Here is a 25,781-nt window from a genome sequence, read left to right on the forward strand (position 1 = left end):
TTTAGCACAATTAAAACAAGAAATGTCAGTTTATGCAGACCCTGATTGCACGCCGAAACGCGATAAAAACGGCACAAGCTTTAAAAGTCGCGCCATAGATTACTGCAATCAGATAAAAAACTTAGAAGCGGAAATGCAACCCTATCTTGCACAACTGGCGAACTATGAACAATATCAGGGATTAATGAGCCATCGGGAAAAATTATTAAATCAACTCGCAACGGTTCAACAAGGAGAAAGCACGGTTATAGAAACGATAAACCCAACATTCACCGCGATAGGAAAACAAATCAATATGGCAGGGGATGCGGTAAAACGGGCCATTCTCACCTTTACCGCAATAGCGACGGAAGTATTAGGCACATTTGCCGCGTTAGTGGTCGCGATTCTCTCGATAAATCAAGGAGAGAAAAACGAGAAGAAAAAGGGATTTTACCGTGTCAAAGTCAATGAAGCGGAAGAAAATCAGCCAAGATTAGGACGTTATGATACAGGGACGGCGGAAGGGATGAACAGTCGTTTTAAGGATGTGACAGAAGCGATATTGAGCGGGGAATGTGCGCCGAATTTATCGCAATTACAAAAGCGGTTCAACATGGGGTCTGTGGTAGCAAAGGATTATTTATCGACGCTTGCCGAGCAGGGGTATTTAGTGAAAAAAGACAATGGTCAGTATAAGTTAGCCGATTAATTCGTTTAGCCCGTTTGCACCTTCTTTCTTTTGGAGTTTGGGGGAAGGTGCTTTTTTTATGGATGAGTTGAATATTGAGGCTATATTAACCTGTGTTCGGAGAGTTTCTTTTAAAAAGACAACAGTTTGTCTGAATCAGAATTTTCAGAATTAAAAAGACAAGAAAATTAAAAGAATAAAAAAATTATGTTTTTAATTGTTTTTAATTCTGCTAATTCTGAAAATTCTGATTCAGACAAAAAAAGACCTGCGAGGTTTTGAAAACTTAGCAGGTTATTTTTAACGTTTTTCAATGGCATTAGCTTTGATTAAGAGTGTTTCAATGGCTTCAGCCATTTGTTGATAGCCTTGTGCGTTTGGGTGGATGGTGTCGCTTTTGAGTGAGTTATCGGACAGAATTTCGCTGATAATGTCGCCTTCATAAGGGATATTAAACTCTTTGGCTAAATCGCTATAAAAATCAGCAGCAGAGAGAAAAACACTAGGTTCTGGAACACCGAGCAAGACAACTTCGATATGTTGTTCTTTTGCGATTTGTATCATTTTGCGCAGGTTATCGTGGGTAACGCGAGTGCTCATTCTGCGAAGCATATCGTTACCACCGAGGCATAATATCATTAGTTGTGGTTGATATTCTTTGAGAACTTGGGGAAGGCGTTCTAAACCGCCTGAGGTTGTTTCACCAGAAATGCCTGCGTTAATCACTTGGCGATTAATCCGTTGTGCAAGGATAACAGGGTAGCTTTCTGTCTCACTTTTCGCGCCTGTTCCAAAGGTTAGGCTGTCACCAAAAGCGAGAATAATTGCATCTTCTTTTAATTTTGATAAGGGGGGAACACTTTCGCTACTACAAGCTTGTAATCCTAATAGAATTAGTCCTGTAAATAAGATAAAAATAAAATGTTTTATAGGTAGGTTATTGGGTCGTGAAATAAACATCATTTGTTCTCTTATGGTTTCTTAATAAATTTATTTTATTGTATTTTATCGGTCGTAACAGCGGGCAGCATACCAACATTCTTCTAAATTTTCGGCAACGAGATTCACTAGATTTCCATCTAATCGCCCTTCTTTTGCAAATTCGCGCAATATTTTTAAAATATCTTGTATCGACAGTGGTTCACGATAGGGGCGTTTTTGTGCAAGTGCTTGGAAAACATCAGCAACACCAATAATTCGCGCTTCTAAACAGAGTTCTTTATCACGTAATTGAAAAGGGTAGCCATGTCCGCCTGGTGTTTCATGGTGAAACCCTGCCCATTCGGCAATTTCTTCGAGTCCTGTAATCTTTTTTAGAATTTGATAGGTTTCAAAACTGTGGCGACTGATAACGGTGCGCTCTTCAGGGGTTAATTTTCCCGGTTTTTCTAAAATTGCATCAGGCACTTGTAGTTTACCCAAATCGTGCAGTAAGCCTGCAACTTCTACTTTTTCACAGACGGCAAACGGTAGATGGCATTTGTAGGCAAGTAGGCGGGCAAGTTGGGCAACGCCTAAGGAGTGTTCATGGGTGTAGCTACTTTTTGCATCAACGATATTGGCAAAAATCCCCGCGATTTGTTTTAGCTCTTGAAAGTCTATGGTAATAGTATCTTGTGTAACTTCCTTTTCTCTTAAATAGCGATACAAGTGGCGAGTTTCTAGGGTTATCCAAAAAGCTTCTTTTGCGGAGACACTCATAAATAGGTCAATAAGTTCAGGCGCAAAGAGTGTACCTTTGTATTTACAGATAATATTTTGTATGGTGTCTTTTTTTGCAAGAATGTCTTTGCCGTAGTGTGCAACGGCAATGGCATCAACTCTGTCCATTAAAAAAATAAGGTTGCTGAGTTGGGCGGTGTTAGCGGTGATATAGTGGGTTTGTTGTAGTCTGTCCCAGTGGGTGTGATGGTGACGGATAACAGGGGTTAAATGGCTAAGCGGTTCAACTCCTTGTAAAAGTTCGCTTCCGCGTCGACAGTGTTCATCTACATTTTTCCAATCAATATCTTGTATAAGATGTTGTAGTGAGTTGCTGGAGGATACGCCACAGTCGTGGAGTAAAGCGGCATGAAACAGGGTATCTAGTTCACCTTGTTCTAACCCAATTTGTTTTGCGCATTCAACTGCCATATAGCCCACACGTTTTCCATGTTCCACTTCATCAATGCCAACAAGGTCTAAAGCGTCTGCAAGCGCGTAAATTACTTCTCTTAATTTAATTTTAATTGTCATTTTTTTCTCCAGCATCTCATTGGAGAGTTATGTATTTTACTTATTGCTAATTCTAGCAAGATTAGCATTGTTATTAACTGTATAGCGTTAGCAGATGAGTATTTATTATAAATAATTTCATATATTTAACTATTATTTGTAAGAATTGAATCTCTGTCGTTTAAGGAAAGAATCATCAGTGAAATTATATGTATTGATACTGAATAGGCATTACTTATGAATTCACGTAAAATACGCTACTTTTTAGTATATTACGCAACCTATGCTATTGCTGAAGTGCACATATGCAATTGATTAAAATAATATTAGTGTCATTTTTAATGACTTTTTCTACAGGTGGATTTGCAGAGAATTTTTTACAAACTTATCGCTTACCGCCTTTATTGCGTGTTCCTCCTCATGATCCGATACAAAAAATCTTAAGAACGGCAAAAGTATTGCAGCGTGCCGAGGCAGTTTCGATTCCCTTTGCAATGGTTGAGTCGCCTGTGATGTATGAACAAGCATTGCGTCGAGATTTCACCGCGAAAGCAATTCATTGGGCAGAAGAAATACCGACAGTTTATTTTGCAGAAATAAGGACAAGCCGTTTAAATTCTTTATTGGCGAAGTTGAAAGGGGCGCATAAAGTTATTTTCACTGCGCCATTCATTACGGTAGATGAACCGTTACAAGTGCCATCGGAAACTTGGATTATTGGAAATAACGCGCTATTAAAAGCCATAGACCCCACTTTACAAAGTAGTATCGTTTTAAATGGGGTTAAGCAGGTGCAATTAAGCCAGTTACGAATTGTCGGCGGTCACGTCGCTATTCAGCTTAAACAGGCGCAACAAGTGCAGTTAGATAATATTGTGATTGATACGCCAACACGCGCCATTGTTATACAAGAGAGTGCATGGCTGACATTGACCCAGTTGCAGATTAAACAGGCTCAAGTTGGTGGGATTTTATTACAGGGTGATACACATCATGTATTGTTATCGCACAGCGAGATTCGCGACGGGCAAAATCCTGATAATACGGGAGCGGCTGTGTTATTAACCGATGTTCAAGCCTTATCAGCCAGTTTAGGGTTAACGTTGCATGAATTAGCAGAGCCAATTTATCCCCCTGTCTCTGCACCACATGCAATTATTATTGAATATAATCAAATTATTGGAAATAGAGCGCAAGGTATTTATAGTGATGGTGGATATGGGAATATTATTCAGCATAACTATATAAAAAATAATGATAAAGAGGGATTATGTTTAGATTTTGGCAGTGTCAATAATATTATTCAGGAAAATACGTTAGTCCGAAATGGTTTTCGGTCACGTCAGACAGATGACAGTTTAAAACAAGACTTTGTCTGGTCATTTGGAAAATTAGCGGATGGTTCTTCTGTATCGAAGTTACCTGCTATTTCATTAGACAATGCCGCGCAAAATTTAGTGATATGGAATAATATTCGGGAAAGCGCAGGAGATGGCATTAAAATAGTGCGGACAGGCATACGTAATTTAATTCTATTCAATACCTTGATGAATAATAATCAGGGGCAAAATAGTCGTTTTCACTTTTTTGGTATCTTACTTGGCAATGCCAGTGCAGAACCTGAAATTGCTAAACAAGCCATTGCAAATCCCGTCTTAGATTTTATACCTGCCATTGAAAATATTGTGGCTGGGAATGTGATTGATGGCAATCATTATTCAGGCATTTTGTTAGACAGTGCCAGCGCATTTAATGATATTTATGACAATATGATTCGCCATTATCAAAACCAACCCTTAGAAAATGCCAGCACAGCGACGAATAGTATTGTCGGCAATAGTTGGCAAGTTGAAAATGCGCCTACGGGTTGGCGTGCGTGGTTTCATTAGTGAAAAGTTGGGATTGTGTTATGATGTTAAGTAAAATAAATAGATTTACTGAAATCATTAACTTATATTTTATAGTAAGTAACGACCATATTGAAGTAAGACCATCATTCTCATGAAAGGGGATTCGTGGATATGAGGCAAATCTTTGGGAATTTTATAGAAAACCAAAGCAGTGAAGAGTATTTGATTCTTGGATTTTCACCAAGTTCAATACCATTAAAACAGCGTTGGCGAAATAATGGGTTATCTGCGGATTTTTTAGCAGATTATTTAACAACATTTTTTCCTATTAGTGATGAAGATCCAACGACATTAGAGCGACAAACTGATATTCGTGGGGCGGTTGGTTACATTGCTAACGAGTTATTAGAAAATGCTATGAAGTTTAATAATGACAGTACCAATCATCCGATTAGTATTAAATTACAACTACATAGTGAGCGTATTCTGTTTTATGTAACGAATAGTATTCACCCTGAAGCACAAGAAGCTTTTCAACGTTATATTCAAGAAATGCTGACTACTGACCCTCAAGAGTTGTATATCTCTCGCTTAGAGAAAAATGCAGAAAGCGATACAGATGCATCAGGATTAGGTTTATTAACCATGATGAATGATTATGGGGCGACCTTAGGCTGGAAATTTGAGACAACTGATGATAAGCCAAAAATTGTTACGGTAACAACGATGGCTGAGTTGGTGGTCTGAACAACGTGTTTGAGGAGTTTACAGAATTTATGGATATTAAAACTGGCGATTATAGCGTTGAGTATGACAGTGCTAATTCAACAATTACCTGTCAGGGTTCTTTCCGCTTGAGTGGGATGGAAGAATACGCACCTGTTGTACAGTTATTAGATGCAGTCGCAGAACAGAATCCGCCTAGCATTACCTTAAATTTAAGACATTTAGAGTTTTTAAATAGCTCAGGTATTAATGTCTTGTCTAAATTTATGATTAAAATGCGCCAAAAACCAGAAATACAGGTCATTTTATTAGGATCGAAAAAAATTCCATGGCAGGGTAAATCATTAAAAAATTTACAACGCTTAATGCCTAGCCTGTTGATGGAATGGGAATAATGCAACATATCAATCGCGTCATATGTGCTTTATCGTGATTCACCAATTTGACATCGGGTGAGTTGATAGATATGTCAACAACAATAGACGAATGGACCAGAGAAGACTTGTTAGCAGAAGTACAGCGTTTGCGTGATAGCATTGCTGATTTGCTGATGCAAAAAGTCGATTTAGAAATTCTATTAGAAACCACGACTGAACATGCTGATGCTATCGAAAATGAGTTATTAGCAGCACGGGAAGTTGCGGAAGAAGCCACGCGGGCAAAATCTGAATTTCTTGCCAATATGAGCCATGAAATTCGTACGCCTTTAAATGCCGTGATTGGCATGGCGGCGATTTTACAAGATACGCCGCTGAGTGCCGAACAATTAGACTATCTCAGTACCATTCGTACCAGTGGCGAAACGCTCCTTACTCTTATCAACGATATTTTAGATTTTTCTAAAATTGAAGCGGGACGCTTAGAACTGGAATATCGTTCTTTAGATTTGCGCCTTTGTGTAGAAAATACCTTAGGGTTAGTCACCAGTGTTGCCGTTGCGAAAAATTTAAATCTTGTTTACGAGATGAGTGATGATGTCCATCCTGTTGTGATTGGTGATGTGACTCGGATTCGGCAAATATTGCTGAATATGGTCAGTAATGCGGTTAAATTTACTGAAAAAGGCGAGGTAAAAGTCATTGTGGATAAAACGCCTCCGAGCTTTCCCCCTTACTTTCCACACACAACTATCGTCAGCAAAATTACTGATGAAAGTCTATCTCCACCTGAAACGATTCACTTTGCCATTAAAGATTCTGGTATTGGTATTCCTGAATCGCGCTTACATCGTTTATTTCAACCGTTTACCCAAATCGATAGTTCTACAACCCGCAAGCATGGCGGTACAGGATTAGGATTAACTATTAGTAAAAGTTTAAGCCTACTAATGGGGGGAAATGTATGGGTAGAGAGTCAGGAAAATGTGGGTTCTACATTTCATTTTACCTTGCAAGTCCAACCTGCACGTGAAAATCCCTACCCCTATTTAACGACGACTCAACCTGCTTTAATGGGAAAAACCTTAGTTATTTGCAGTCAATATCCTAGCAATTGTTCAGTCATTCGTAAGCAAGCCCATGCATGGGGCATGGAAACCATTGAAATTACTGAAAGTAAACAATTTAATGAGTTGTTGAAAAATAAGACGGAATGGCACGCGGTTGTCTTAGATGTTCATCTCCCAAATGAAGATGAAATTTCACGGTTATTAAAACTCAGCCATATTTATCAACGCTCTGCTTTCCCCATTATCGTATTAGCAACGGCTTATTTACCCAGTAAAGAAGGTCAAAGCTATAGCACATTAACCAAGCCATTAAAGCCCGCACGTTTATACTCGCTACTGTTACAAGCCTTGTTGCCTAAAGAAGACAATACCGTTATTACCATCCATCAGTCGACTAAAACAGTACCAATACCGCAAGTTGTTCAATCATTTTCGCATTTACGCACATTGTTAGCAGAAGATAATATTACCAATCAAAAAGTAGCGACATTAATGTTGAAAAAATTGGGATGTGAGGTCGATATTGCCAATAATGGCATAGAAGTGCTGACTTATTTGAAAAAACAACATTATGATGTCGTCTTTATGGATGTGCAAATGCCTGAAATGGATGGATTAACCGCAACTAAGCATATTGTGAGTACCTTTTCAGAAGCTGAACGTCCTTGGATTATCGCCATGACAGCAAACGCAATGCAAGGCGACCGTGAAATGTGTATTGCTGTGGGGATGAATGACTATATCAGTAAGCCCATTCGTAAAGAAACCCTAGAAGCTGTTTTACAGAACGTTCCCAAACGGAAATAGTATTCTAAATTCTTATGCAACGAGCAATTTCAGAATGAACGACTCAACAGCAAAAAATGCTACTGCTTTACGTATCTTATTGGTGGAAGATAATCCAACCAATCAAAAAGTAGCTTTATTATTGTTGAAAAAACTCGGATACGATGCGGACGTTGTCAATAATGGACTAGAAGCATTAGAAACCTTACGCCACCACTTTTATAATGTGGTTTTAATGGATATTCAAATGCCCGAAATGGATGGATTAACTGCAACTCGCCATATTCGCATGGAGTTTTCTCCACCCCACTCACCGTGGATTATTGCCATGACTGCAAACGCAATGAAGGGCGATAAAGAAGCCTGTTTAAATGCAGGAATGGACGATTATATTGCAAAACCTGTTCGTAAAGAGTTATTAGTTCAAGCCTTAGAACTGGCAATACAACGTTGTCCTCGTTCTGAATAAATACTTTGTGAACTATGGTGTAACCGTTGCTCGCCCACTCATCACCCAGCGACTTGCAAGCACATTATTAGAAATCCAAATTAATCGATCATCAAACCCAGCCTCAGGGTTTTGTTCATCTTGGGTATAATGCGCGTTTGTGCCACCAACGACATTAGTCTTATCTGCGATACCATTTTTACCCACAGAAAAAACAACCGCAACAATCGTATTATTATCGCCTGCTATCTTATTATTCACCACATTATAAATGGTTAAGTTACTAGAACCGATAAAGTTTTGACTCACAATCGTAGTTTCATCCGTGGTAAAAACTTTATCCACGCGATACCGCAAGGTATTCCCCCAGCCATCATAACGCCCAACGCCTAAATCAGACCAAGGGATAAATCCCTCTTGTGTCTCACTCGCACTACACAAACTCGCATCTGCAATACCATTTTCATCATTAGCAGGGCAAGGGAAATGTCCATTTAAAACAGCGTAACCTAATAAGCCCTCTTTCGCTTCTTCTAAAACGGCTTGTGTATTCTGCAAATATTGCTGATTCATGCGCTGACCTAAAGGGACTAAAACCCCCCCCGTTAAAAGTGCGACGATAAATAAGACGATTGCTAATTCTAATAGGGTGAATCCTGAATGATTACATCTAGTTATTTGTATATATTTTTGCTTGGGTAACATGATATGCCAATGTATTTTTAGAAATCCAAACCACGATATCGTCAAATGTTTCTGTCATTGCATCCGCAACATAGTCATTATTGCTTCCACCATTACGACAGACGCTATCGCTATTCGTTATCCCATCAGAATCATTAGATTGTGGTAAAACGATAGTAGAAGTTGGGTCAGGTCTGCCATTGCGTCCGCAAGAAAAAATCAAGGCTAAAACATCTGTATCTGTGGTATTTGTCACTTGTTGCCCGCTGACTGTTCGAATCACAATATCGCTTGCAGAACCCCAGTTCATTCCTGTTGTTTGTACATAAGGATTGCGTGTGCGAAAACGAAAAGGACGACCCCACGCATCTTTATCAACCGTTCCTAATTGTGCATAAGGTAAATAGCCTTCTAACGCAACACAATTGCCACTGACTTGGCGATTTTCGACCCCATCAGGCGGATAATCTGAGTCTGAACAGGGAAAATAACCATTTAGTAATACATAACCGATTAATGCTAATTGAATTTGCTCTAACTGCGTGCGTGTTTCATTTCGATATTGCTGTTCTACTTGCATGGCTAAGGGCATCAAAATACTTGATAACAATAACGCTAACGCTAACACAAAAATGGCGAGTTCCAATAAAGTAAAACCGCGTATTTTTTGTTTTAGTGTATGCAAGGTTAAGATACGATTTATCATAGTGCGTATAATCCGTTAGCTTTTTAATTAAGCATAGCCAGCATTCGCACGAATGGGATAAAAAGCAGGATAGCTTTTTGATTTTAAGACAAGAGACGCAAAACAGCGCGTCTCTTTAAAGTGTTGTGTGAGATGAAACAGTGACATCTTCACAATAAATGATGTGCTTACCCTAAATGGGTGCGAGCAATATTGGTTAAATAAGTTCTAAAGGCTTCATGTAAATTCGGATGTTTTAACGCATATTCAACGGTTGCCATTAAATAGCCTAATTTACTACCACAGTCATAACGAGTGCCTTGGAATTGATAAGCAAGGGCTTTTTCTTCATTTAATAACGCGGCAATTCCATCGGTTAATTGAATTTCTCCGCCCGCGCCCCGTTTGGTGTTTTCTAAATGATGGAAAATGCGCGGATTTAAAATATAACGTCCGACGACGGCTAGATTAGAAGGGGCTTTTTCGGGGGAAGGCTTTTCTACAATGCTCACAATCCGTGATAAACCTTCATACAACGCTTCTGGGGAAATAATCCCGTATTTATTGGTTTCAGAACGGGCGACTTCTTCAACCGCAATCACGCTGCATTGCTGTTTCTCATAAATATCAACCATTTGAGATAAGCAGGGGATTTCTTTACCATCAATTAAATCGTCTGCCAAAATAACGGCAAAGGGTTCATCACCCACGACAGGTTTTGCACATAAGACGGCATGACCTAAGCCTAATGCTTCAGGTTGACGGACGTAAATACATGAAACACCAGAGGGAACAACATTTTTTGTTAAGGCTAATAAATCATATTTTCCTAAATGTTCTAACTGGTCTTCTAATTCAGAATTTTTATCGAAATGGTCTTCGATAGCCCGTTTACTGCCGCTGGTCACAAAAATTAACTGCTCAATCCCTGCCGCTACCGCTTCTTCTGCTGCATATTGAATCAAGGGTTTATCCACAATAGGCAACATTTCTTTTGGACTGGCTTTGGTCGCAGGTAAAAAGCGTGTTCCTAAACCCGCAACAGGAAATACCGCTTTACGAACAGTTTTTTTGAGTTTTGACATAAAAAATCCTTGTAGTACCTAAAAAAGGGGATAAAAAGCAGATGAACGCACTAAGGAAGGCGTTGCAAAAGCCACTGACCGATATCCGTGATTTCTTCCATACAGAGGCTATGCTCCATATTATACGTATGCCATTCAACCTTATAGTTAAGGTTTTTTAATTGGTTATAGCTAGACTCAGCCTGTTTAATGGTAATCACGCCATCAAACTGTCCGTGTCCATAAAAAATCGATGTGGTGTTATTACTCGCCTGTCTTTCTTCTTCTAATGTATGGGCTAAGGGAATATAGGTGGATAACGCCATAATGCCCGCTAATTTTTGCGGATAACGTAGCCCTGTATGCAACGCTATCGCGCCACCTTGAGAAAACCCTGCAATAACAATGCGTTCAACGGCAATACCTTGTTTGATTTGTTCTGCAATATATGTTTGTAACAACCGTTCAGAATCGCGCACCCCTTCCTCATCCTGATTAAAGGTTAAATCCATGGCGATGATGTCATACCATGCAGGCATTACCATGCCCATATTGATGGTAATTTCACGATTGGGAGCTTGTGGGAAGATAAACCGAGCATGTTTTAATAGGCTTTTGGGTAAATATGGGATGACAGGCTCAAAATCTTGGGAACTTGCCCCTAAACCATGTAGCCAAATAACGCTAGCCGTCGCTTTTTCAGCAGGTTCAATAATAATATCTCTGGGATTCATCGTCGTTTGGGAAAAGGTAATGGCGGGATAGCAAATTATACAGAGTAGGTAGAAAAAACAATAAGGGTAATTATGGGGCATCATAATGATTTTTTATTTATCAAATGGGCAGATTGGCTTTACAGTCAGGCGTATTTGTCAACTTGGCGCACCTGTTTCAAAAGCAGAACTTTGTTAGAATAATAAGCCTTTTCTCCGATTCTTCGACTATTTCTCTAAAAAACCCATGATTGTTCCTATTCCTGATTTTTCCCGCGCACGTGTCTTAGTGGTTGGCGATGTGATGCTAGACCGTTATTGGCATGGTTCAACCTCTCGTATTTCGCCTGAAGCCCCTGTGCCTGTTGTGCATGTTAAACAAGTGACTGAGCAAGCAGGTGGTGCGGGAAATGTCGCTTTAAATATTAGTGCATTAGGAGCAGAGGCGACGCTTATCGGCATGACGGGCGACGATGTGGCAGCGGATACCGTCGCGCAGTTGTTGCAACAGGCTAAAGTGATTTGTCATTTACATCGTTTAGCCCATGTGCCAACCATTACTAAGTTACGGGTTTTAAGCCGTCATCAACAATTAATCCGTTTAGATTTTGAAGAACCGTTTGAAACTGCTTCAGCGGTTTTACCACAACAGGTACAAACTGATTTAGCGCGTATTGATGTCCTTGTTTTATCTGATTATGGTAAAGGGGTTTTAACTGACCCACAAATTTTAATCCAACTCGCTCGCCAAGCAGGGAAAGCCGTTTTAGTTGACCCTAAAGGTAATGATTTTGATAAATATCGTAATGCAACGTTGATTACGCCGAATTTATCCGAATTTGAAACCATTGTCGGACATTGTCGGGATGAACAAACGTTAGTCGAGCGAGGGGAAAATTTACGCGCAGACTTGGGCTTAGAAGCGTTATTAATCACACGCAGTGAAAAAGGCATGACCTTATTACAAGCGCATGAACCTGCCTTACATTTACCTGCACAAGCCCGTGATGTGTATGATGTAACAGGGGCAGGCGATACTGTGATTGGCGTATTATCCGCTGGTTTAGCGGCTGGCTTGGCATTAACACAAGCAACCGCATTGGCAAACCATGCGGCGGGCTTAGTGGTGAGTAAATTAGGCGCGGCAACGGTGAGCGTTGCAGAATTAGAAAACGCCTTGCATTTAACACATGGTCATGCCATTCAAGATTTGCAAGGGTTAGAAAAGATTGTCAAAATTGCTCGCGCTCAAGGGGAGCGTATTGTCATGACTAATGGGTGTTTTGATATTTTGCACGCAGGGCATGTGCAATATTTGGCTCAAGCGCGTCAATTAGGCGACCGTTTAATTGTCGCTGTTAATGATGATGCATCCGTAAAACGCTTAAAAGGGGCGAGCCGTCCCATTAATAGCTTGGAAAAACGGTTAGCGGTTTTAAGCGCGTTAAAATGCGTAGATTGGGTTATTCCTTTTAGTGAAGACACACCAGAAACACTTATTTGTCAGCTTTTGCCCGATGTATTAGTTAAAGGTGGCGATTATACTGTTGCACAAATTGCAGGGAGTCGTTGTGTATTAGAACAGGGTGGAGAGGTTAAGATTCTCAGTTTTTTAGAAGGTTGCTCGACAACCGCAACGTTACAAGCCCTGCAACAATAGGCATAAAACAGGCATAAAACAGGAATAAAATTCAGTAATCATCACGCATGAGGATGAAGAATAATATGATTATCGTCACAGGTGGCGCGGGCTTTATCGGCAGTAATTTGATTAATACCCTGAATCAACGCGGTTATCAAGAAATTCTCGTTGTTGATAATTTAAAAAACGGGGAAAAATTTAAAAATTTAGTTGACTGTCAAGTCTCTGATTTTTGCGATAAAAAAAGTTTTTTAGAGCGGGTACAAAATAACGTTCATTTAGGCAATCACATCGAGGCAGTGTTTCATCTTGGCGCGTGTTCCAGTACAACGGAATGGGACGGCGAATATATGATGCAGAATAATTTCACTTATTCTAAAACCTTATTGCATTTCTGCCTTGCACAACAAATTCCTTTTATTTATGCCTCCAGTGCTTCCGTGTATGGTGGTGGCACAGTGTTTAAAGAAGAGCCTAGCTATGAGTCGCCCTTAAATGTTTACGGGTACTCTAAGTTTCTGTTTGACCACTATGTCCGCGCACGTATTAAAAATAGCCCTTCACAAATTGTAGGACTGCGTTTTTTTAATGTGTATGGTCCTAAAGAACAACATAAAGCGAGCATGGCAAGCGTTGCTTATCATTTAAACAATCAACTGCTTTCTACAGGGCGGGTTTGTCTGTTTGAAGGGTGTGATGGGTATGGCAATGGCGAGCAACAACGCGATTTTGTCTATGTTGGTGATGTGGCGGATGTTTGCGCATGGTTCTTAGAAAATCAAGATAAATCAGGTATTTTCAATGTAGGGACAGGACGGAGTCAAAGTTTTAACGCTGTTGCTCAAGCTGTTTTAGCATGGCATGGACGCGGGCAACTTGAATACATTCCTTTCCCTCAACATTTACGCGGGCGTTATCAAAGCTTTACACAAGCAGATATCAGTCTGTTACGTAACGCAGGCTATAACCATCCATTTAAAACGGTAGAAGAAGGCATGCGTTTATATTTAGATTGGCTTAACCGACAATAAATAACGGGTAATGTCTGTTTGATGAAACAAATTTTTCTAAATTAATCAGGCAGACATAAAACATTAATCCTCTTTAAAGGGGTTAACTGCCTGCATTCTTAGCAGGTAATTTATCAACGGACTGTATTATCGCAGGCGTATTGCTTGGGGGAATTTGCTCTTCATACCAACTGATAATTGCGAAGAATATCAGTAAGGTAATAACAGGTATTAGTAATTTTCCAACGTTCATAATAAAAGATTTCCTCTACACGGCGTTATCCCATTCCCTACCAGTTCAAAATATTGTTTTCAGGACATATTGTTAGTCTGATTCTGTAGGTCTTGGTTTTTTCATACAGAGGAAACAACGGATTGTTAGTTTCATATTGGTACAGTGAGCATTAAGTATGCCATGTTACTTTTTTCATACCCAACGAGTCCCTAAAACTCAATATGTTAAGTGTAAAACTTCAAGTCAATTATCGGGTTTTACCTTAATAGAATTACTGGTGTCTTTGGTCATTATTGGCGTGATTTTAAGCGTAGCGAGTTTGACCTTTAACCGAGGCGGTTTAGAGGACGAATTGCAAACAGAGGCAGAAAGGTTGGTAGCATTATTGACCTTAACCAGTCAAGAAGCGGTATTGCAATCCGCAGAGCAGGGCTTATATGTGGATGACGAAGGATATCGTTTTTATCAATTAGATGAGCAAAATCAATGGCAAATATTAGTCCAAGATGATTTATTACGCCCCCGCCGTTTTGCCTCTGCCTTAGAGGTTGAATTACAAATCGACGGCGAAACAATAAAATACGATGAAAAACTAACAGACCCGCAAATTATCATCTTTAGCAGTGGTGAAATAACGCCCTTTACCTTACAACTGCGTAGCCCATTAAATTCGCGTTTAACGTATCGTATTCAAGGGGATAACTTTGCACATTTCATCATCAGTCATGAAACTTGGTAATTCATTTCACCATCAACAGCGAGGATTCACCTTATTAGAGGTCATCGTCGCGCTGGCAATTGTTGCAATTGCATTGGCTGCTATTATTAAAGTTTCTGGCGATAATGCCAGTCATGCTAGCTATTTACGTGACCAAACCCTTGCCCATTGGGTAGCAATGAATGTGATTGCCGAAATTGACTTAAGCGACGATTTTCCCGCGACAGGGCAACGGGAAGGCAGTGATATGATGGGAGATTATGAATGGTTTTGGACTGTTGCCATTTCTAACACCATTGAGCGCGATTTAAGACGTTTAGATGTACAAGTAAAACGGCATAAATCAGATACAGAAGCCATCGCCCTCTTAACAGGCTTTGTCGGTAAAAAAACACCTGTCACCCAAACAACCCGTTCAAATATCACACCGTCAACACCAGCAAAAACGCCCGCGACTTCCTCAACGACACCAAACACAGAGAAACAGGATGACTGAAACCACTGCGCCGTTAGTCAGTTGTCATTGCTGTGGCTTGATACAACAGCTTCCCATACACACCGTGACAGAAAAACCCATTTGCGCCCGTTGTACCACACCATTACCCCTTGCACATCATTCCCCCGTCCGTCATCAATGGACACAAAGCCTTGCCCTAACAGCCCTGATTTTTTATATCCCTGCGCTAACCTTGCCATTACTACGCATTGAACGGCTAGGGCATAGACATGAGGACAGTTTATTCACAGGCTTAATTGCTTTATTTGAACAAGGATACTGGTTTATTGGCTTGATTATTCTGTTTTTTTCTGTCCTACTGCCCCCGTTTAAACTCTTGGCATTACTCACCTTGTCCAGCACAAATTTAATTCGCCAAGCCCATCATCGCGCCCTCACTTATCGCGCCGTAGAATTATTAGGGCGGTGGGGCATGTTAGATGTGATGCTGGTGGCAATCCTCGTGGCGTTTGTCAAACTGGGCGGATTAGTCAGTATTCAAGCGGGGTCGGGATTAATAGCCTTTGCTTTACTGGTGTTATTCAGCCTTTTTGCCAGTGTTAGCTTTAACCCCCATGCTTTATGGAGCACTGCTGATGAATGAAACTGCCTCATCATTACCAATAGCCCGCTTAAAACCCCGTTTCACATTATCTTGGCTCTTATGGTTATTACCCCTTCTTGCCCTATTTATCGTCAGTATCTTACTTTATCAGGCTCAACAACAACGTGGCATTCCATTAACTATTGAATTTCAACAAGGATATGGCATTAAGACGGGTGACACACTGCGTTATCGAGGCATAGAAATCGGTCAAGTCTATCGCGTGCGTTTAAGTGACGATTTACAAAAAGTCTTGGTTGACATCTATCTGGCAAAAAATGCCGCCTCAATCGCTCGTCAAGGAAGCCGTTTCTGGATTGTACGCCCACAACTGGATATTACGGGCGCGAGCGGACTAGAAACCGTCGTGGGGGCAAACTACATCAGCGTCTTGCCCAATAAAGAAGCCTCCCAGCCCCAAACCCATTTTGTCGGCTTAGACATGCCCTTATCGATAACCGATTTAGACGCGGGCGGGGTAGAAATCCTCTTGCAGACGAGCGGAAAAGGCATGTTAAAGCGCGGTGCACCCGTGTTATATCGACAAGTTGCAATTGGAACAATTCTAAATGTAGATTTAGACACAGATAGCAGTGCGGTTGTTGTCCATGCCTATATTAAGCCTGAATATACACACTTTATCCGTGAAAATGCCCGTTTTTGGAAAATCAGTGGGATGCGTGTTAGTGCAGGCTGGACAGGAGTCGATTTTCAAATGGATTCACTCTATAGCGTCATTGCAGGCGGAATCGGGCTGGCAATACCTAGCGATTACGGCGCACTCGCGTCAACTGAAAAGCGTTTCCCTTTATACGATGAACCACAAGAAGACTGGTTACAGTGGACTGCGTACATTGCGCCTGATAGCCAACATCTAACGAATTTAGCCAACTATCCTAAACCCCTGTGGGCAACGCTCAGTTGGCAAAATAAACGCTTGGCATTTTGGCGAGAAACACAACAACAAGCATGGGTATTACCCGTACAAGATGGTTTTTTAGCCCCTAAAAGCGTGTTAATTCCGCCCGATGGTGTAGAAAATCCCGTGTTAGCGATTGGTGATTTAACTATCAATTTACAAACCATCACCCCCATTATTTACAATGGCGACCTCGCAATTTTGCCCTATACACACAATTTCAGTGCGGTAAGCCTGCCACTTTCGCCCATTATCAACACATATCCTGAACCCATAAATAGCCTTGTCATTGCTGACGCTACAACCTCTCCCCATCCTATCAAAGCAGAGCGTTATCAAAAATATGATGATGTATGGTTACTACAAGATAAACAAGCCTTTTCCCCATCATGGCTGGGTGCACCTGTTATTGCAACGGAAACGGGTGAATTATTAGGTATTTTAATCGTGACTGATAATTTAGTCGGTGTATCCTTGCTGATTGGGAATCCATTGATAGAAAAAGATAAAACGACGGCAAAATAAATAATCTGAGTTCTGCGAGTTTCTTTTAAAAAGACAAGCGTTTGTCTGAATCAGAATTCACAGAATTTTCAGAATTAGCAGAATTAAAAAGCGTTATTCACCTTAAATTTTTGGTTTTAGGGTTTTAAATTCTGTTAATTCTGTTAATTCTGAAAATCCTGATTCAGACAATCTTTTAATCTTCTCTGGTGAATTCTTTTCGCACGTTCCGACAGACCTGCTAGGTTTTAAAAACCTAGCAGGTCTCTGTTTTGTTTTATAAAACTCGCCGAACTCAAGTTAATACGAATCACGCTTTTTAATTCTGCTAATTCTGAAAATTCTGTGAATTCTGATTCAGACAAAAAAAGACCTGCTAGGTTTTGAAAGCCTAGCAGGTCTCTGTCTTTCTCATCGCAGGCAATAATCAGCGGGCAAAAAAAAACCAAACTTTTTTTAAAGTTTGGTTTTTTTAAATTCGGTTATGGGTCGTCCGCGACTCGAACGCGGGACCAACGGATTAAAAGTCCGCTGCTCTACCGACTGAGCTAACGACCCGAGAAGCTGTATATTATAGGCGATTTTCTCCAAAGCGCAAGCATTTTTTTAGTTTTTTATTACGAGTCTTACAACTTCTTGTCTTTTTTTAAAAGAAACTCGTCACTTTATTCCGCAGGCGTATTTTTTTCTACCCAGCGCATTGTGTTATCGTTTAAAGTTTCATGCTTCCAAAACGGGGCTTGTGTTTTTAACGATTCAATCAATAAGCGACAGCCCGCGAATGCTGCCGCGCGATGTGCTGACCATGCAGCCGTTAATACAATTGTATCATTGGGTAGAATTTCACCAACCCGATGAATAATAAGCGTATCTAATAACGAAAATTCATTAAGGGCTTGCAGACTGATTTTTTGCAAGTATTTTTCTGTCATTTGCGGATAATGCTCTAAAAACATAGCTTTCACGCCATCGCCTTCGTTAAAATCGCGCATTGTCCCCACAAAAACGGCTGCCGCACCACATTGTCCATGCAAGGCTTGCAAACTCTGTTCATAAGCCTGCAATTCTGCCCAAGGGTTAAAAGCCTGTTCTGTAATCAGTATTTTTAGCTGGGCATTCATGATTATCCCCCTGTGACAGGCGGAAAGAATGCGATTTCATCACCCGCTTGTACTAATGTTTCAGCGTTGACATATTCTAAATTGATTGCCATTAAGGCATGGTCTGGCAATGGTTGTGCGCAAACTTGTGTCCAGACTTCGCGCACACTAATAGGCTGTGTGAGGGTTAATTGCATTTCTTTTTTGCCAACAAGCTGGCGTAAACTGGCAAAAAACTTAATTGTAATCATCATTATTAAAAATCCTATGTCATGACTTATCTATAATTGACTACCAACGACCATATTTTTCACGCAAGCGGTCAATTCGATATTGCTCACGCTTTGCTCTGTCTGCATCATCCCATGCTTTTAATTGTTTTTCCCATGTTTCGCGGGCTTCCATCTCCGCTTCACGGCGGATTTTATCCGCTTCCTGACGGGTTTGGCGTGCATTATTCCATTGCTCATAAAGCAGGGTTGGCGTTTCTGGGGTTTCTATGGGTTGTTGATGTAATGACAAATAGCGTTGTTTTGCCTGCATTGCACCCCATAAAGAATTCTCTTCAGGGTTTGCAGGTTGTTGTGTGACTGCGGGCGGTTTTTGCCCTTGTGTATGTTCATTTAACCACTGTTGATCAGCATGTTGTTCAGCAAGACGAGCTTGCTCATAGGCTTGATTACGCAACTGAATTTGTGTAAACCAGTTAAGCGTTGCCTCATCAGTCGCTGGTTGTACCGATAAACGGGGGTTTGGTAAAAGCACATTATTGGTGCAACCTAAACACAGTAACAAGCAGAAGCCGAGTATATAATAATATGTGTAATTTAACATTTTGTTCTACCTGAAAATTTTAGATAATCAACGCTTAATTATTGTTTATGTTTACACACAGCTTGTATTAACACTGATAGAAACGATAAAGACAACGCTATCGCCTATCAGAATACTAAATGCGATAATTTAAAGATTCTCTATGGATAGTCGGTTATATTAGTAAATGGCTTGTAACTTGCTAACACAATAAAACAAATCAACGCTATAGCTGAAATTATAGGAAATCATTCATAGCGGGGGAGAAGAATAATAATGCTTACACTGCCGGGTTACCGGATTGACGATCAAATTTATGAGGGTACACAGTCCATTGCTTACCGTGCGACGCGGGTTAGTGATGCACTGCCTGTCGTGTTGAAACTCTTAAAATCGGATTATCCTAGCCCGTTAGAATTAGCACAGTATCAACGTGAATATGACATTTTACGTCGTTTACATAGTGCAAATCTGACAAATCAAGAAAGTAATATTATTCAAGTCTATGCCTTAGAAAAATATAAAAATACCTTAGTGATGGTATTAGAAGATATTGCGGGCGTATCTTTAAAGGAATGGTTGCATAATCGCGAATTAAACCTGATTACCTTTCTTTTTCTGGCGATTAAAATCACGCAAGCGGTTGGTGAGATTCATGCCGAACATATTATTCATAAAGATATAAATCCCAGTAATATCGTTTATAACGCTGAAACAGGACAGTTAAAATTAATCGATTTTGGCATTGCTAGCGTACTACCACGCGAAAATCCTGCGCTTAAAAATATTGAGAAATTAGAAGGAACTTTACATTATTTATCGCCAGAGCAAACAGGGCGGGTTAATCGTCCGCTTGACTATCGCACCGATTTCTATTCATTAGGCGTTACGTTATATGAAATGCTGGTTGGGCAGTTACCTTTTAATACAGGAGATCTGCTGGAGTTAATCCACGCGCATATCGCCAAACAACCTGCGTTACCACATACCATCCGCACAGATGTTCCGCTTGTTTTATCAAATGTTATCCTGTGTTTGTTAGAGAAAAATGCCGAGTTGCGTTATCAAAGTGCTTACGGCTTACAAATGGATTTAACCCGCTGTTTTGAATACTGTAACCGTCAAGAGGCATTAGCAACATTTGAATTACGTCAAGACGATATTACGACTGTTTTACAAATTCCTGAAAAATTATATGGCAATAGCCGAGCGGTGATAGAGCTACTAGACGCATTCGAACGTGTGAGTCAAGGCTGTACTGAAATGGTCTTAGTCTCAGGTGATGAGGGTGTTGGCAAAACAACGGTTGTCAATGAATTATATAAACCTGTTTTACAGCAACAAGGGCATTTTATTTCGGGGAAATTCGGGCAATTTCAAAGTACGACACCTTATACTGCGATTTTAGACGTATTCGGCGAATTAGTCCGTCAAGTTTTAACGGAAAGCGAAGCGCAATTAGCAAAGTGGAAAAAACGCATTCTGCAAGCCTTAGGCAAAAACGGACAATTAATTGTCGATGTGATTCCCGAAGTTGCCCTAATTATCGGTGAACAGCCAGCAACTGAGCAAAATGTTGGTTTTTTAGAAGCTCAAAACCGCTTTAACCGCGTTTTTTTAAGCTTTATGAAAGTTTTTTGCCAACCGTCTCACCCTTTAGCCATTGTATTAGACGATTTACAATGGGCAGATACCGCCTCTTTAAAACTGCTGTCTATGCTGTTACGCGATGAAGAAACCCGCTATTTATTGGTCATTGGGGTTTATCGCCAGCATGAAGTGGATGAATTGCACCCGTTACGTCTGACATTGGATGAATTGCGCCAATCGATGACGATTACCTTACAAATTACCTTACAACCCTTAGATTTAGAAGCAATTACACAATTGCTCATGGATACATTACACGCTGACCGCCAGCGCGTGCATCCCTTAGCTGAAATCGTTCTAAACAAAACAGATGGTAATCCTCTATTTATTCAACAATTTGTCAAAACCTTGCATGATGAGGGTTTGCTCAGTTTAAACTTTCAATCATCAGAAAATGGTCAACGCCAACCCATATGGCAATGGCATTTAGAAGCGATAGAAGAAGCCAGCATTACTGATAACGTTGCTGATTTATTAGTACAAAAATTACAAAAACTGCCCGAAGAAACACAGCATTTGCTCTCGTTAGCCGCCTGTTTGGGAAATCCCTTTGATGTTTCCATCATTGCGATGTTAGCAGGTGATGAAGTCCTTACGACCACACAACGCTTGCTTCCCGCCTTAGAAGCCAATTTAATTGCACCGTTAAACGGTTCTCATCCAAATTTATTCCGCTTTTTACACAATCGAGTACAAGAGACCGCGTATAACTTACTCAGTAATATTGCTAAACAAAAAAATCACGTACTCATTGGGCATTTACTCTGTAAGGAATTAGGCGCGGAGAAAACCATCGAAGAACTTTTTGAAATTACCAATCATTTCAATTTAGGACTGCCTCTGATTACCAATACAGAAGATAAAGTCCTTGTCGCGGAATTAAATCTGCTGGCTGCAAAACGCGCAAAAACCGCCGCCGCCTATGATTCTGCATTTCGCTATCTCAGTGCGGCATTAGAACTGTTTACCCCACACGCATGGCAAACCCACTATTCACTGATTTTAGAAATTACGGTTGAAGGGACAGAAGTCGCTTATTACATCGGCGATATAGACGAGATGGAACGCCTTGCCCTGCGCGTTCTACGCTATGCCCGCACACTGCTGGATAAAATCCGTGTGTATGAAGTACGGATTCAAGCCGCACGTTCACAAGGGCGATTTCGTGACGCGCTCAATATTGCCCGTCATGTCTTGCGCAAACTCGATATTAAATTACCCGACAATCCAAACAAATGGCGAATTTGGTGGGCAGAGTTACGCATGAAATTAACGCTCACCGCAGGTGATAGACCGAATTTATTAGAACTGCCGTTAATGCATCAACCTGAAAAATTAGCGGCAATGCGGATACTTAATCATGCGACTTCTGCCGCCTATGCCGCACAACCAAATTTAATGCCCTTGATTATCTTCCGTTTAATTCAACTCTCCGTTGATTTTGGCAATACAACAGTCTCTGCCTACGCTTATGCGACTTATGGGCAACGTTTATGCGGAACGGGCTTTATTGACAGTGGTTATCAATTTGGTGAATTAGCGATACAACTCAGCGAACGCTTAAATAAGCGCGAGTTTCGGACAAAAACCTTTTTTATCGTCAACGCCTTTATTCGTCATTGGCGCACGCCTGTGCGTGACATATTAAATCCATTACGTGATGTCTGGCAATTAGGGCTAGAAATGGGCGAATTTGATTTCGCCAGCCTAAGCATGTTTGCCCGTCTTGCCTACGCGGCATTAATCGGCGAGTCTTTAGAAACCTTAGAAAAGGAAATGAGCGCGTATAGCCAAGAGATTCGCCAACTGCGCCAAGTGGTCGCGGCAAATCTGATTGATATTTATCATCAAAGCATTTTGAACTTACGCGGGCAGTTGCTCGAAAATCCAAGCCAATTAATCGGTTTGGTGTATAACGAAACCGAACAAGTTGCTTTTTACGAAAAGCATAACAATCGAACAGCGTTGTATCATAACTATTTTAACAAGGCGATATTAGCGTATTACTTTCAAGAACCTTATAAAGCACAGGATTACATCCAACAAGCAGGTAAATATTTAAATGGGACAATAGGCTCTGTGCCGTTTGCTTTCTTCCATTTTTACGAATCACTGATTTTATTAAGTATTTATCCACAAGTAACACCCCGCGAACAAAAAAGTATTTTACACACGGTTGATAGTAATCAGAAAAAAATCCAAACATGGGCAAGTTTTTCTCCTGCCAATCAACAGCATAAATATTACCTTGTTGCTGCCGAGCGTGAACGGGCATTAAAACATGATAAAGAAGCGCGAGAATATTATGACTTAGCCATTCATCTTGCTCATGAACAAGGTTATCTAAATGAGGAAGCCCTTGCCTGTGAATTAGCGGGCGAGTTTTATCTACAACGGGGTTTAGTGAAATATGCTTATGCCTGTTTACGTGATGCCCACTATACCTATATCCGCTGGGGTGCGTTAGCAAAGGCGAAAGAACTAGAAGCGCGTCACAGTAATTTATTCACACAACGCAATAGCAACAATAATACCACGACAATTACAACATTTATCACCCAACAAGGCTCGCCCAATATGCTAGATTTTTCTAGCATTTTAAAAGCCTCACAAGCTAGCGCGAGCGAGTTAGATTTAAGCAAATTATTAAAAAAGCTCATGCAAATTGTGCTAGAAAATGCAGGGGCAGAGCGTAGCTTATTAGTGTTAGAACAAAATGGGCATTGGGTGATAGAAGCGGAAGGCTCATTAAATACGGAACATGTGGAAATCTTGCAAGATTTACCCTTAGAAAATGCCGCTTTATCGATACCAATTACCCTCGTTAATTACGTGATTCGCGTGCAAGATTGTGTCGTTTTAAATGATGCGTGCAATCTCGGTAAATTTACCCGCGACCCGTATATTGCCAGCCAACAGATAAAATCAATTCTCTGTATGCCTATGCTGAATAAGGGCGCGCTCAGTGGCATTCTGTATTTAGAAAATAATCTCTCAACGGGTGTTTTTACCCCTGAACGGGTGGAAATTCTCAGTTTATTATCAAATCAAATGGCAATTTCTTTAGATAACGCCCGTTTATATAAGACATTAGGCGAAAATGAAGAACGCTTGCGCATTATTACCGATACCACGCCAATTGCGTTATCAATCAGCCGACCTGAAGACGGGTTAATTCTCTATGCAAATCCGCGCATAGAATCCGTATTCGGGTTGCCCCCAAATACCTTGATTAATCAATATCGCACAGTCGATTTTTACCGCAATTCGCAAGACCGCGAAAAAGTGATGGGGGCTTTTCGGCGGTTTGGCTCAGTGAGCAATTACGAAGTTGAGTTTCGCAATGTTTACAATCAAACGGTTTGGGTCGCACTGTTTGTGCATCCGATTCGTTTTAGCAATCAAAATGTCTTATTAAGTGCTTATTACGACATCACTGATATTAAAAATGCTGAAGAAGAACGCTTGCGTTTTACCCGTGCATTACAAGAAAGTGAAGAACGTTTCCGCGTCATTGCAGAAACAATGCCCGTACCTATTTTTATTATCCAACCAGAATCTGGTGTCATTCTTTACGCAAATCAACAAAGCAGCCAAACATTTGGCTATGATATTCCAGAATTAGTCGAACACTCTATTTTAGAACTCTATCGCACACCAAACGACCAACGAAACTACATTTCTTTATATAAACAAAATAAAGGCAAAGTTAAAGATTACGAAGTCGAATTTCTCCGCGCCGATAACACCACCGTCTGGGTTGCGATTTCTACCCAACAAGCCACTTATGCGGGGGAAAGAGTCATTTTAGCCGCACTGCATGACATCACCGACCGTAAACGCGCTGAACAAGAACATATCCGTTTAATTGAAATCCTCAGACATAACGAACAATTAGCGTCAGAAAATGCACGTATGGGGGCAGAATTATCCGTGTCACGCCAATTACAACGGATGCTTTTACCCACAGACATAGAGCTAACCCAGCTAGATTATTTAGACATTGCGGCTTTTATGGAACCTGCAGAAGAAGTGGGCGGTGATTATTACGATATTCTGCAATACGGCGAACATACCTTAATTGGTATTGGGGATGTGACAGGACACGGGCTAGAAAGTGGCGTGATTATGCTCATGATACAAATGGCTGTCCGTACCTTATTAGAAACCCAACTCACCAGCCCTGAAGCCTTTCTCCCCATTATTAACCGTGCGGTTTACGGCAATATTCAACGCATGGGCTCAGATAAAAGCCTTACGCTCAGTCTCGTGGATTGTTATCCCTCTCCGCTAGATAGCTCACTGACTATTGTTCGAATGACAGGACAACATGAAGAAGTTTTGCTGGTGCGTCAAACTGGGCAAATAGAACGGATTAATACAACAACACTCGGTTTTCCAATTGGCTTAGAAGAAAATATTCAAGATTTAGTGGGGTATCAAGAAGTTATCTTAGAGATTGGCGACGGTTTAGTGCTGTACACGGATGGCGTTACAGAAGCATTGAATGCGGAAAAACATCAATATGGGATTAAACGCTTGTGTGATGTGATTAGCCAACATTGGCAAAAGTCTGTTGAACAAATCAGTAAAACCGTTATAGCCGATGTCCGTGATTATTTAGAAGGCGATAAGCTAAAAGATGATATTACTTTGTTGGTTATCAAAAAATGTAAATAAGGTGAGTTTGGCGAGTTTTTTAAAAAGACAATCGCTTGTCTGAATCAGGATTCACAGGATTTTCAGGATTAGCACGACTGAAAAGCGTTATTCACATTAATTTTTTGGTTTTGCTCGTTACCA

At 40.6% G+C, this 25,781-nt stretch carries 22 protein-coding genes, 1 tRNA gene and 1 pseudogene; 13 read left to right on the plus strand and 11 right to left on the minus strand.

Annotated features, from left to right (window positions below):
• Positions 1-691, plus strand: a pseudogene (locus BEGALDRAFT_RS10450) (hypothetical protein); the annotation flags it as partial.
• 279 nt (positions 692-970) lie between these two features.
• On the opposite strand, the gene BEGALDRAFT_RS10455 reads toward BEGALDRAFT_RS10450, so the two are convergent.
• Complete coding sequence (locus BEGALDRAFT_RS10455) at positions 971-1,633, minus strand: arylesterase (protein WP_002689829.1); 663 nt, start codon at positions 1,631-1,633, stop codon at positions 971-973.
• 42 nt (positions 1,634-1,675) lie between these two features.
• Positions 1,676-2,905 carry an HD-GYP domain-containing protein gene (locus BEGALDRAFT_RS10460; protein ID WP_002689830.1) on the minus strand — a complete coding sequence of 410 codons (1,230 nt, stop codon included), beginning with the start codon at positions 2,903-2,905 and terminating at the stop codon, positions 1,676-1,678.
• Positions 2,906-3,189: 284 nt separating this feature from the next.
• Here BEGALDRAFT_RS10460 and BEGALDRAFT_RS10465 point away from each other — a divergent pair, with 284 nt between their 5' ends.
• The 5 genes from BEGALDRAFT_RS10465 to BEGALDRAFT_RS10485 all read left to right on the plus strand — a co-directional run bounded on the left by BEGALDRAFT_RS10465 (position 3,190) and on the right by BEGALDRAFT_RS10485 (position 8,162).
• On the plus strand, positions 3,190-4,773 hold the full coding sequence (locus BEGALDRAFT_RS10465; RefSeq protein WP_002689838.1) for a right-handed parallel beta-helix repeat-containing protein: 1,584 nt from the start codon (positions 3,190-3,192) through the stop codon (positions 4,771-4,773).
• A gap of 132 nt (positions 4,774-4,905) precedes the next feature.
• Positions 4,906-5,481: a DUF6272 family protein gene (locus BEGALDRAFT_RS10470; protein WP_002689840.1), complete on the plus strand. Its 576-nt coding sequence runs from the start codon at positions 4,906-4,908 to the stop codon at positions 5,479-5,481.
• A 29-nt stretch (positions 5,482-5,510) separates the two neighbouring features.
• On the plus strand, positions 5,511-5,855 hold the full coding sequence (locus BEGALDRAFT_RS10475) for a slr1659 superfamily regulator (RefSeq protein WP_002689842.1): 345 nt from the start codon (positions 5,511-5,513) through the stop codon (positions 5,853-5,855).
• 71 nt (positions 5,856-5,926) lie between these two features.
• Complete coding sequence (locus tag BEGALDRAFT_RS10480; protein ID WP_002689843.1) at positions 5,927-7,714, plus strand: response regulator; 1,788 nt, start codon at positions 5,927-5,929, stop codon at positions 7,712-7,714.
• A gap of 34 nt (positions 7,715-7,748) precedes the next feature.
• Complete coding sequence (locus BEGALDRAFT_RS10485) at positions 7,749-8,162, plus strand: response regulator (protein WP_002689845.1); 414 nt, start codon at positions 7,749-7,751, stop codon at positions 8,160-8,162.
• A 12-nt stretch (positions 8,163-8,174) separates the two neighbouring features.
• Here BEGALDRAFT_RS10485 and BEGALDRAFT_RS10490 read toward each other — a convergent pair whose 3' ends face one another.
• The 4 genes from BEGALDRAFT_RS10490 to BEGALDRAFT_RS10505 all read right to left on the minus strand — a co-directional run bounded on the left by BEGALDRAFT_RS10490 (position 8,175) and on the right by BEGALDRAFT_RS10505 (position 11,392).
• Complete coding sequence (locus BEGALDRAFT_RS10490; protein ID WP_002689847.1) at positions 8,175-8,846, minus strand: type II secretion system protein; 672 nt, start codon at positions 8,844-8,846, stop codon at positions 8,175-8,177.
• Positions 8,812-9,531 (minus strand): type II secretion system protein, encoded by a 720-nt coding sequence (locus BEGALDRAFT_RS10495; protein WP_002689849.1) that lies wholly within the window; start codon positions 9,529-9,531, stop codon positions 8,812-8,814. Before BEGALDRAFT_RS10495 ends, BEGALDRAFT_RS10490 begins: the two co-directional genes overlap by 35 nt.
• 167 nt (positions 9,532-9,698) lie before the next feature.
• A complete protein-coding gene (gene galU / locus BEGALDRAFT_RS10500) occupies positions 9,699-10,595 on the minus strand; it encodes a UTP--glucose-1-phosphate uridylyltransferase GalU (RefSeq protein WP_002689852.1) in 897 nt (298 codons plus the stop codon).
• 50 nt (positions 10,596-10,645) lie between these two features.
• Positions 10,646-11,392: an alpha/beta hydrolase gene (locus BEGALDRAFT_RS10505; RefSeq protein WP_232281983.1), complete on the minus strand. Its 747-nt coding sequence runs from the start codon at positions 11,390-11,392 to the stop codon at positions 10,646-10,648.
• A gap of 142 nt (positions 11,393-11,534) precedes the next feature.
• Here BEGALDRAFT_RS10505 and hldE point away from each other — a divergent pair, with 142 nt between their 5' ends.
• Positions 11,535-12,947 carry a bifunctional D-glycero-beta-D-manno-heptose-7-phosphate kinase/D-glycero-beta-D-manno-heptose 1-phosphate adenylyltransferase HldE gene (gene hldE, locus BEGALDRAFT_RS10510; RefSeq protein ID WP_002689855.1) on the plus strand — a complete coding sequence of 471 codons (1,413 nt, stop codon included), beginning with the start codon at positions 11,535-11,537 and terminating at the stop codon, positions 12,945-12,947.
• Positions 12,948-13,012: 65 nt separating this feature from the next.
• A complete protein-coding gene (rfaD, locus tag BEGALDRAFT_RS10515) occupies positions 13,013-13,960 on the plus strand; it encodes an ADP-glyceromanno-heptose 6-epimerase (RefSeq protein WP_002689856.1) in 948 nt (315 codons plus the stop codon).
• 82 nt (positions 13,961-14,042) lie between these two features.
• On the opposite strand, the gene BEGALDRAFT_RS19190 is transcribed toward rfaD, so the two are convergent.
• Positions 14,043-14,192: a hypothetical protein gene (locus BEGALDRAFT_RS19190; RefSeq protein WP_157237575.1), complete on the minus strand. Its 150-nt coding sequence runs from the start codon at positions 14,190-14,192 to the stop codon at positions 14,043-14,045.
• 157 nt (positions 14,193-14,349) lie between these two features.
• Between BEGALDRAFT_RS19190 and gspH the strand changes: the two genes are divergently transcribed.
• The 4 genes from gspH to BEGALDRAFT_RS18260 are packed head-to-tail and all read left to right on the plus strand — an operon-like array spanning position 14,350 to position 17,436.
• The gene (gene gspH, locus BEGALDRAFT_RS10520; RefSeq protein WP_002689857.1) at positions 14,350-14,913 is read left to right on the plus strand and encodes a type II secretion system minor pseudopilin GspH; all 564 of its coding nucleotides are present in this window, start codon (positions 14,350-14,352) and stop codon (positions 14,911-14,913) included.
• Positions 14,900-15,388 carry a type II secretion system minor pseudopilin GspI gene (gspI, locus tag BEGALDRAFT_RS10525; RefSeq protein ID WP_002689858.1) on the plus strand — a complete coding sequence of 163 codons (489 nt, stop codon included), beginning with the start codon at positions 14,900-14,902 and terminating at the stop codon, positions 15,386-15,388. Before gspH ends, gspI begins: the two co-directional genes overlap by 14 nt.
• A complete protein-coding gene (locus BEGALDRAFT_RS10530; protein ID WP_002689859.1) occupies positions 15,381-15,992 on the plus strand; it encodes a paraquat-inducible protein A in 612 nt (203 codons plus the stop codon). The genes gspI and BEGALDRAFT_RS10530 overlap by 8 nt, the downstream gene beginning before the upstream one ends.
• A complete protein-coding gene (locus BEGALDRAFT_RS18260; RefSeq protein ID WP_002689860.1) occupies positions 15,985-17,436 on the plus strand; it encodes an MlaD family protein in 1,452 nt (483 codons plus the stop codon). Before BEGALDRAFT_RS10530 ends, BEGALDRAFT_RS18260 begins: the two co-directional genes overlap by 8 nt.
• A 464-nt stretch (positions 17,437-17,900) precedes the next feature.
• On the opposite strand, the gene BEGALDRAFT_RS10540 is transcribed toward BEGALDRAFT_RS18260, so the two are convergent.
• The 4 genes from BEGALDRAFT_RS10540 to BEGALDRAFT_RS10555 form a co-directional block, all read right to left on the minus strand.
• A tRNA-Lys gene (locus BEGALDRAFT_RS10540) sits at positions 17,901-17,973 on the minus strand.
• A 107-nt stretch (positions 17,974-18,080) separates the two neighbouring features.
• Positions 18,081-18,536, minus strand: coding sequence for a molybdenum cofactor biosynthesis protein MoaE (locus BEGALDRAFT_RS10545; protein WP_002689862.1), 456 nt, complete (start codon positions 18,534-18,536; stop codon positions 18,081-18,083).
• Positions 18,537-18,538: 2 nt separating this feature from the next.
• A complete protein-coding gene (locus BEGALDRAFT_RS10550; RefSeq protein ID WP_002689865.1) occupies positions 18,539-18,769 on the minus strand; it encodes a MoaD/ThiS family protein in 231 nt (76 codons plus the stop codon).
• A gap of 37 nt (positions 18,770-18,806) precedes the next feature.
• Complete coding sequence (locus tag BEGALDRAFT_RS10555) at positions 18,807-19,349, minus strand: hypothetical protein (RefSeq protein ID WP_002689866.1); 543 nt, start codon at positions 19,347-19,349, stop codon at positions 18,807-18,809.
• A 255-nt stretch (positions 19,350-19,604) separates the two neighbouring features.
• On the opposite strand from BEGALDRAFT_RS10555, the gene BEGALDRAFT_RS10560 reads away from it, so the two are divergent.
• Positions 19,605-25,658 carry an AAA family ATPase gene (locus BEGALDRAFT_RS10560; RefSeq protein WP_002689868.1) on the plus strand — a complete coding sequence of 2,018 codons (6,054 nt, stop codon included), beginning with the start codon at positions 19,605-19,607 and terminating at the stop codon, positions 25,656-25,658.
• The last annotated feature ends 123 nt before the right edge of the window (positions 25,659-25,781 follow it).

It is taken from the genome of Beggiatoa alba B18LD, from assembly GCF_000245015.1.
GTDB lineage: Bacteria > Pseudomonadota > Gammaproteobacteria > Beggiatoales > Beggiatoaceae > Beggiatoa > Beggiatoa alba.

Coding starts and splice junctions, on each gene's coding strand:
- BEGALDRAFT_RS18260 (WP_002689860.1), top strand. CDS start 15,985: ATGAATGAAACTGCCTCATCATTACCAATAGCCCGCTTAAAACCCCGT.
- BEGALDRAFT_RS10485 (WP_002689845.1), top strand. CDS start 7,749: ATGAACGACTCAACAGCAAAAAATGCTACTGCTTTACGTATCTTATTG.
- hldE (WP_002689855.1), top strand. CDS start 11,535: ATGATTGTTCCTATTCCTGATTTTTCCCGCGCACGTGTCTTAGTGGTT.
- BEGALDRAFT_RS10545 (WP_002689862.1), bottom strand. CDS start 18,536: ATGAATGCCCAGCTAAAAATACTGATTACAGAACAGGCTTTTAACCCT.
- BEGALDRAFT_RS10560 (WP_002689868.1), top strand. CDS start 19,605: ATGCTTACACTGCCGGGTTACCGGATTGACGATCAAATTTATGAGGGT.
- galU (WP_002689852.1), bottom strand. CDS start 10,595: ATGTCAAAACTCAAAAAAACTGTTCGTAAAGCGGTATTTCCTGTTGCG.
- BEGALDRAFT_RS10460 (WP_002689830.1), bottom strand. CDS start 2,905: ATGACAATTAAAATTAAATTAAGAGAAGTAATTTACGCGCTTGCAGAC.
- BEGALDRAFT_RS10490 (WP_002689847.1), bottom strand. CDS start 8,846: ATGTTACCCAAGCAAAAATATATACAAATAACTAGATGTAATCATTCA.
- BEGALDRAFT_RS10505 (WP_232281983.1), bottom strand. CDS start 11,392: ATGATGCCCCATAATTACCCTTATTGTTTTTTCTACCTACTCTGTATA.
- BEGALDRAFT_RS10455 (WP_002689829.1), bottom strand. CDS start 1,633: ATGATGTTTATTTCACGACCCAATAACCTACCTATAAAACATTTTATT.
- BEGALDRAFT_RS10550 (WP_002689865.1), bottom strand. CDS start 18,769: ATGATGATTACAATTAAGTTTTTTGCCAGTTTACGCCAGCTTGTTGGC.
- BEGALDRAFT_RS10475 (WP_002689842.1), top strand. CDS start 5,511: ATGGATATTAAAACTGGCGATTATAGCGTTGAGTATGACAGTGCTAAT.
- rfaD (WP_002689856.1), top strand. CDS start 13,013: ATGATTATCGTCACAGGTGGCGCGGGCTTTATCGGCAGTAATTTGATT.
- BEGALDRAFT_RS19190 (WP_157237575.1), bottom strand. CDS start 14,192: ATGAACGTTGGAAAATTACTAATACCTGTTATTACCTTACTGATATTC.
- gspI (WP_002689858.1), top strand. CDS start 14,900: ATGAAACTTGGTAATTCATTTCACCATCAACAGCGAGGATTCACCTTA.
- gspH (WP_002689857.1), top strand. CDS start 14,350: ATGCCATGTTACTTTTTTCATACCCAACGAGTCCCTAAAACTCAATAT.
- BEGALDRAFT_RS10495 (WP_002689849.1), bottom strand. CDS start 9,531: ATGATAAATCGTATCTTAACCTTGCATACACTAAAACAAAAAATACGC.
- BEGALDRAFT_RS10465 (WP_002689838.1), top strand. CDS start 3,190: ATGCAATTGATTAAAATAATATTAGTGTCATTTTTAATGACTTTTTCT.
- BEGALDRAFT_RS10530 (WP_002689859.1), top strand. CDS start 15,381: ATGACTGAAACCACTGCGCCGTTAGTCAGTTGTCATTGCTGTGGCTTG.
- BEGALDRAFT_RS10480 (WP_002689843.1), top strand. CDS start 5,927: ATGTCAACAACAATAGACGAATGGACCAGAGAAGACTTGTTAGCAGAA.
- BEGALDRAFT_RS10470 (WP_002689840.1), top strand. CDS start 4,906: ATGAGGCAAATCTTTGGGAATTTTATAGAAAACCAAAGCAGTGAAGAG.
- BEGALDRAFT_RS10555 (WP_002689866.1), bottom strand. CDS start 19,349: ATGTTAAATTACACATATTATTATATACTCGGCTTCTGCTTGTTACTG.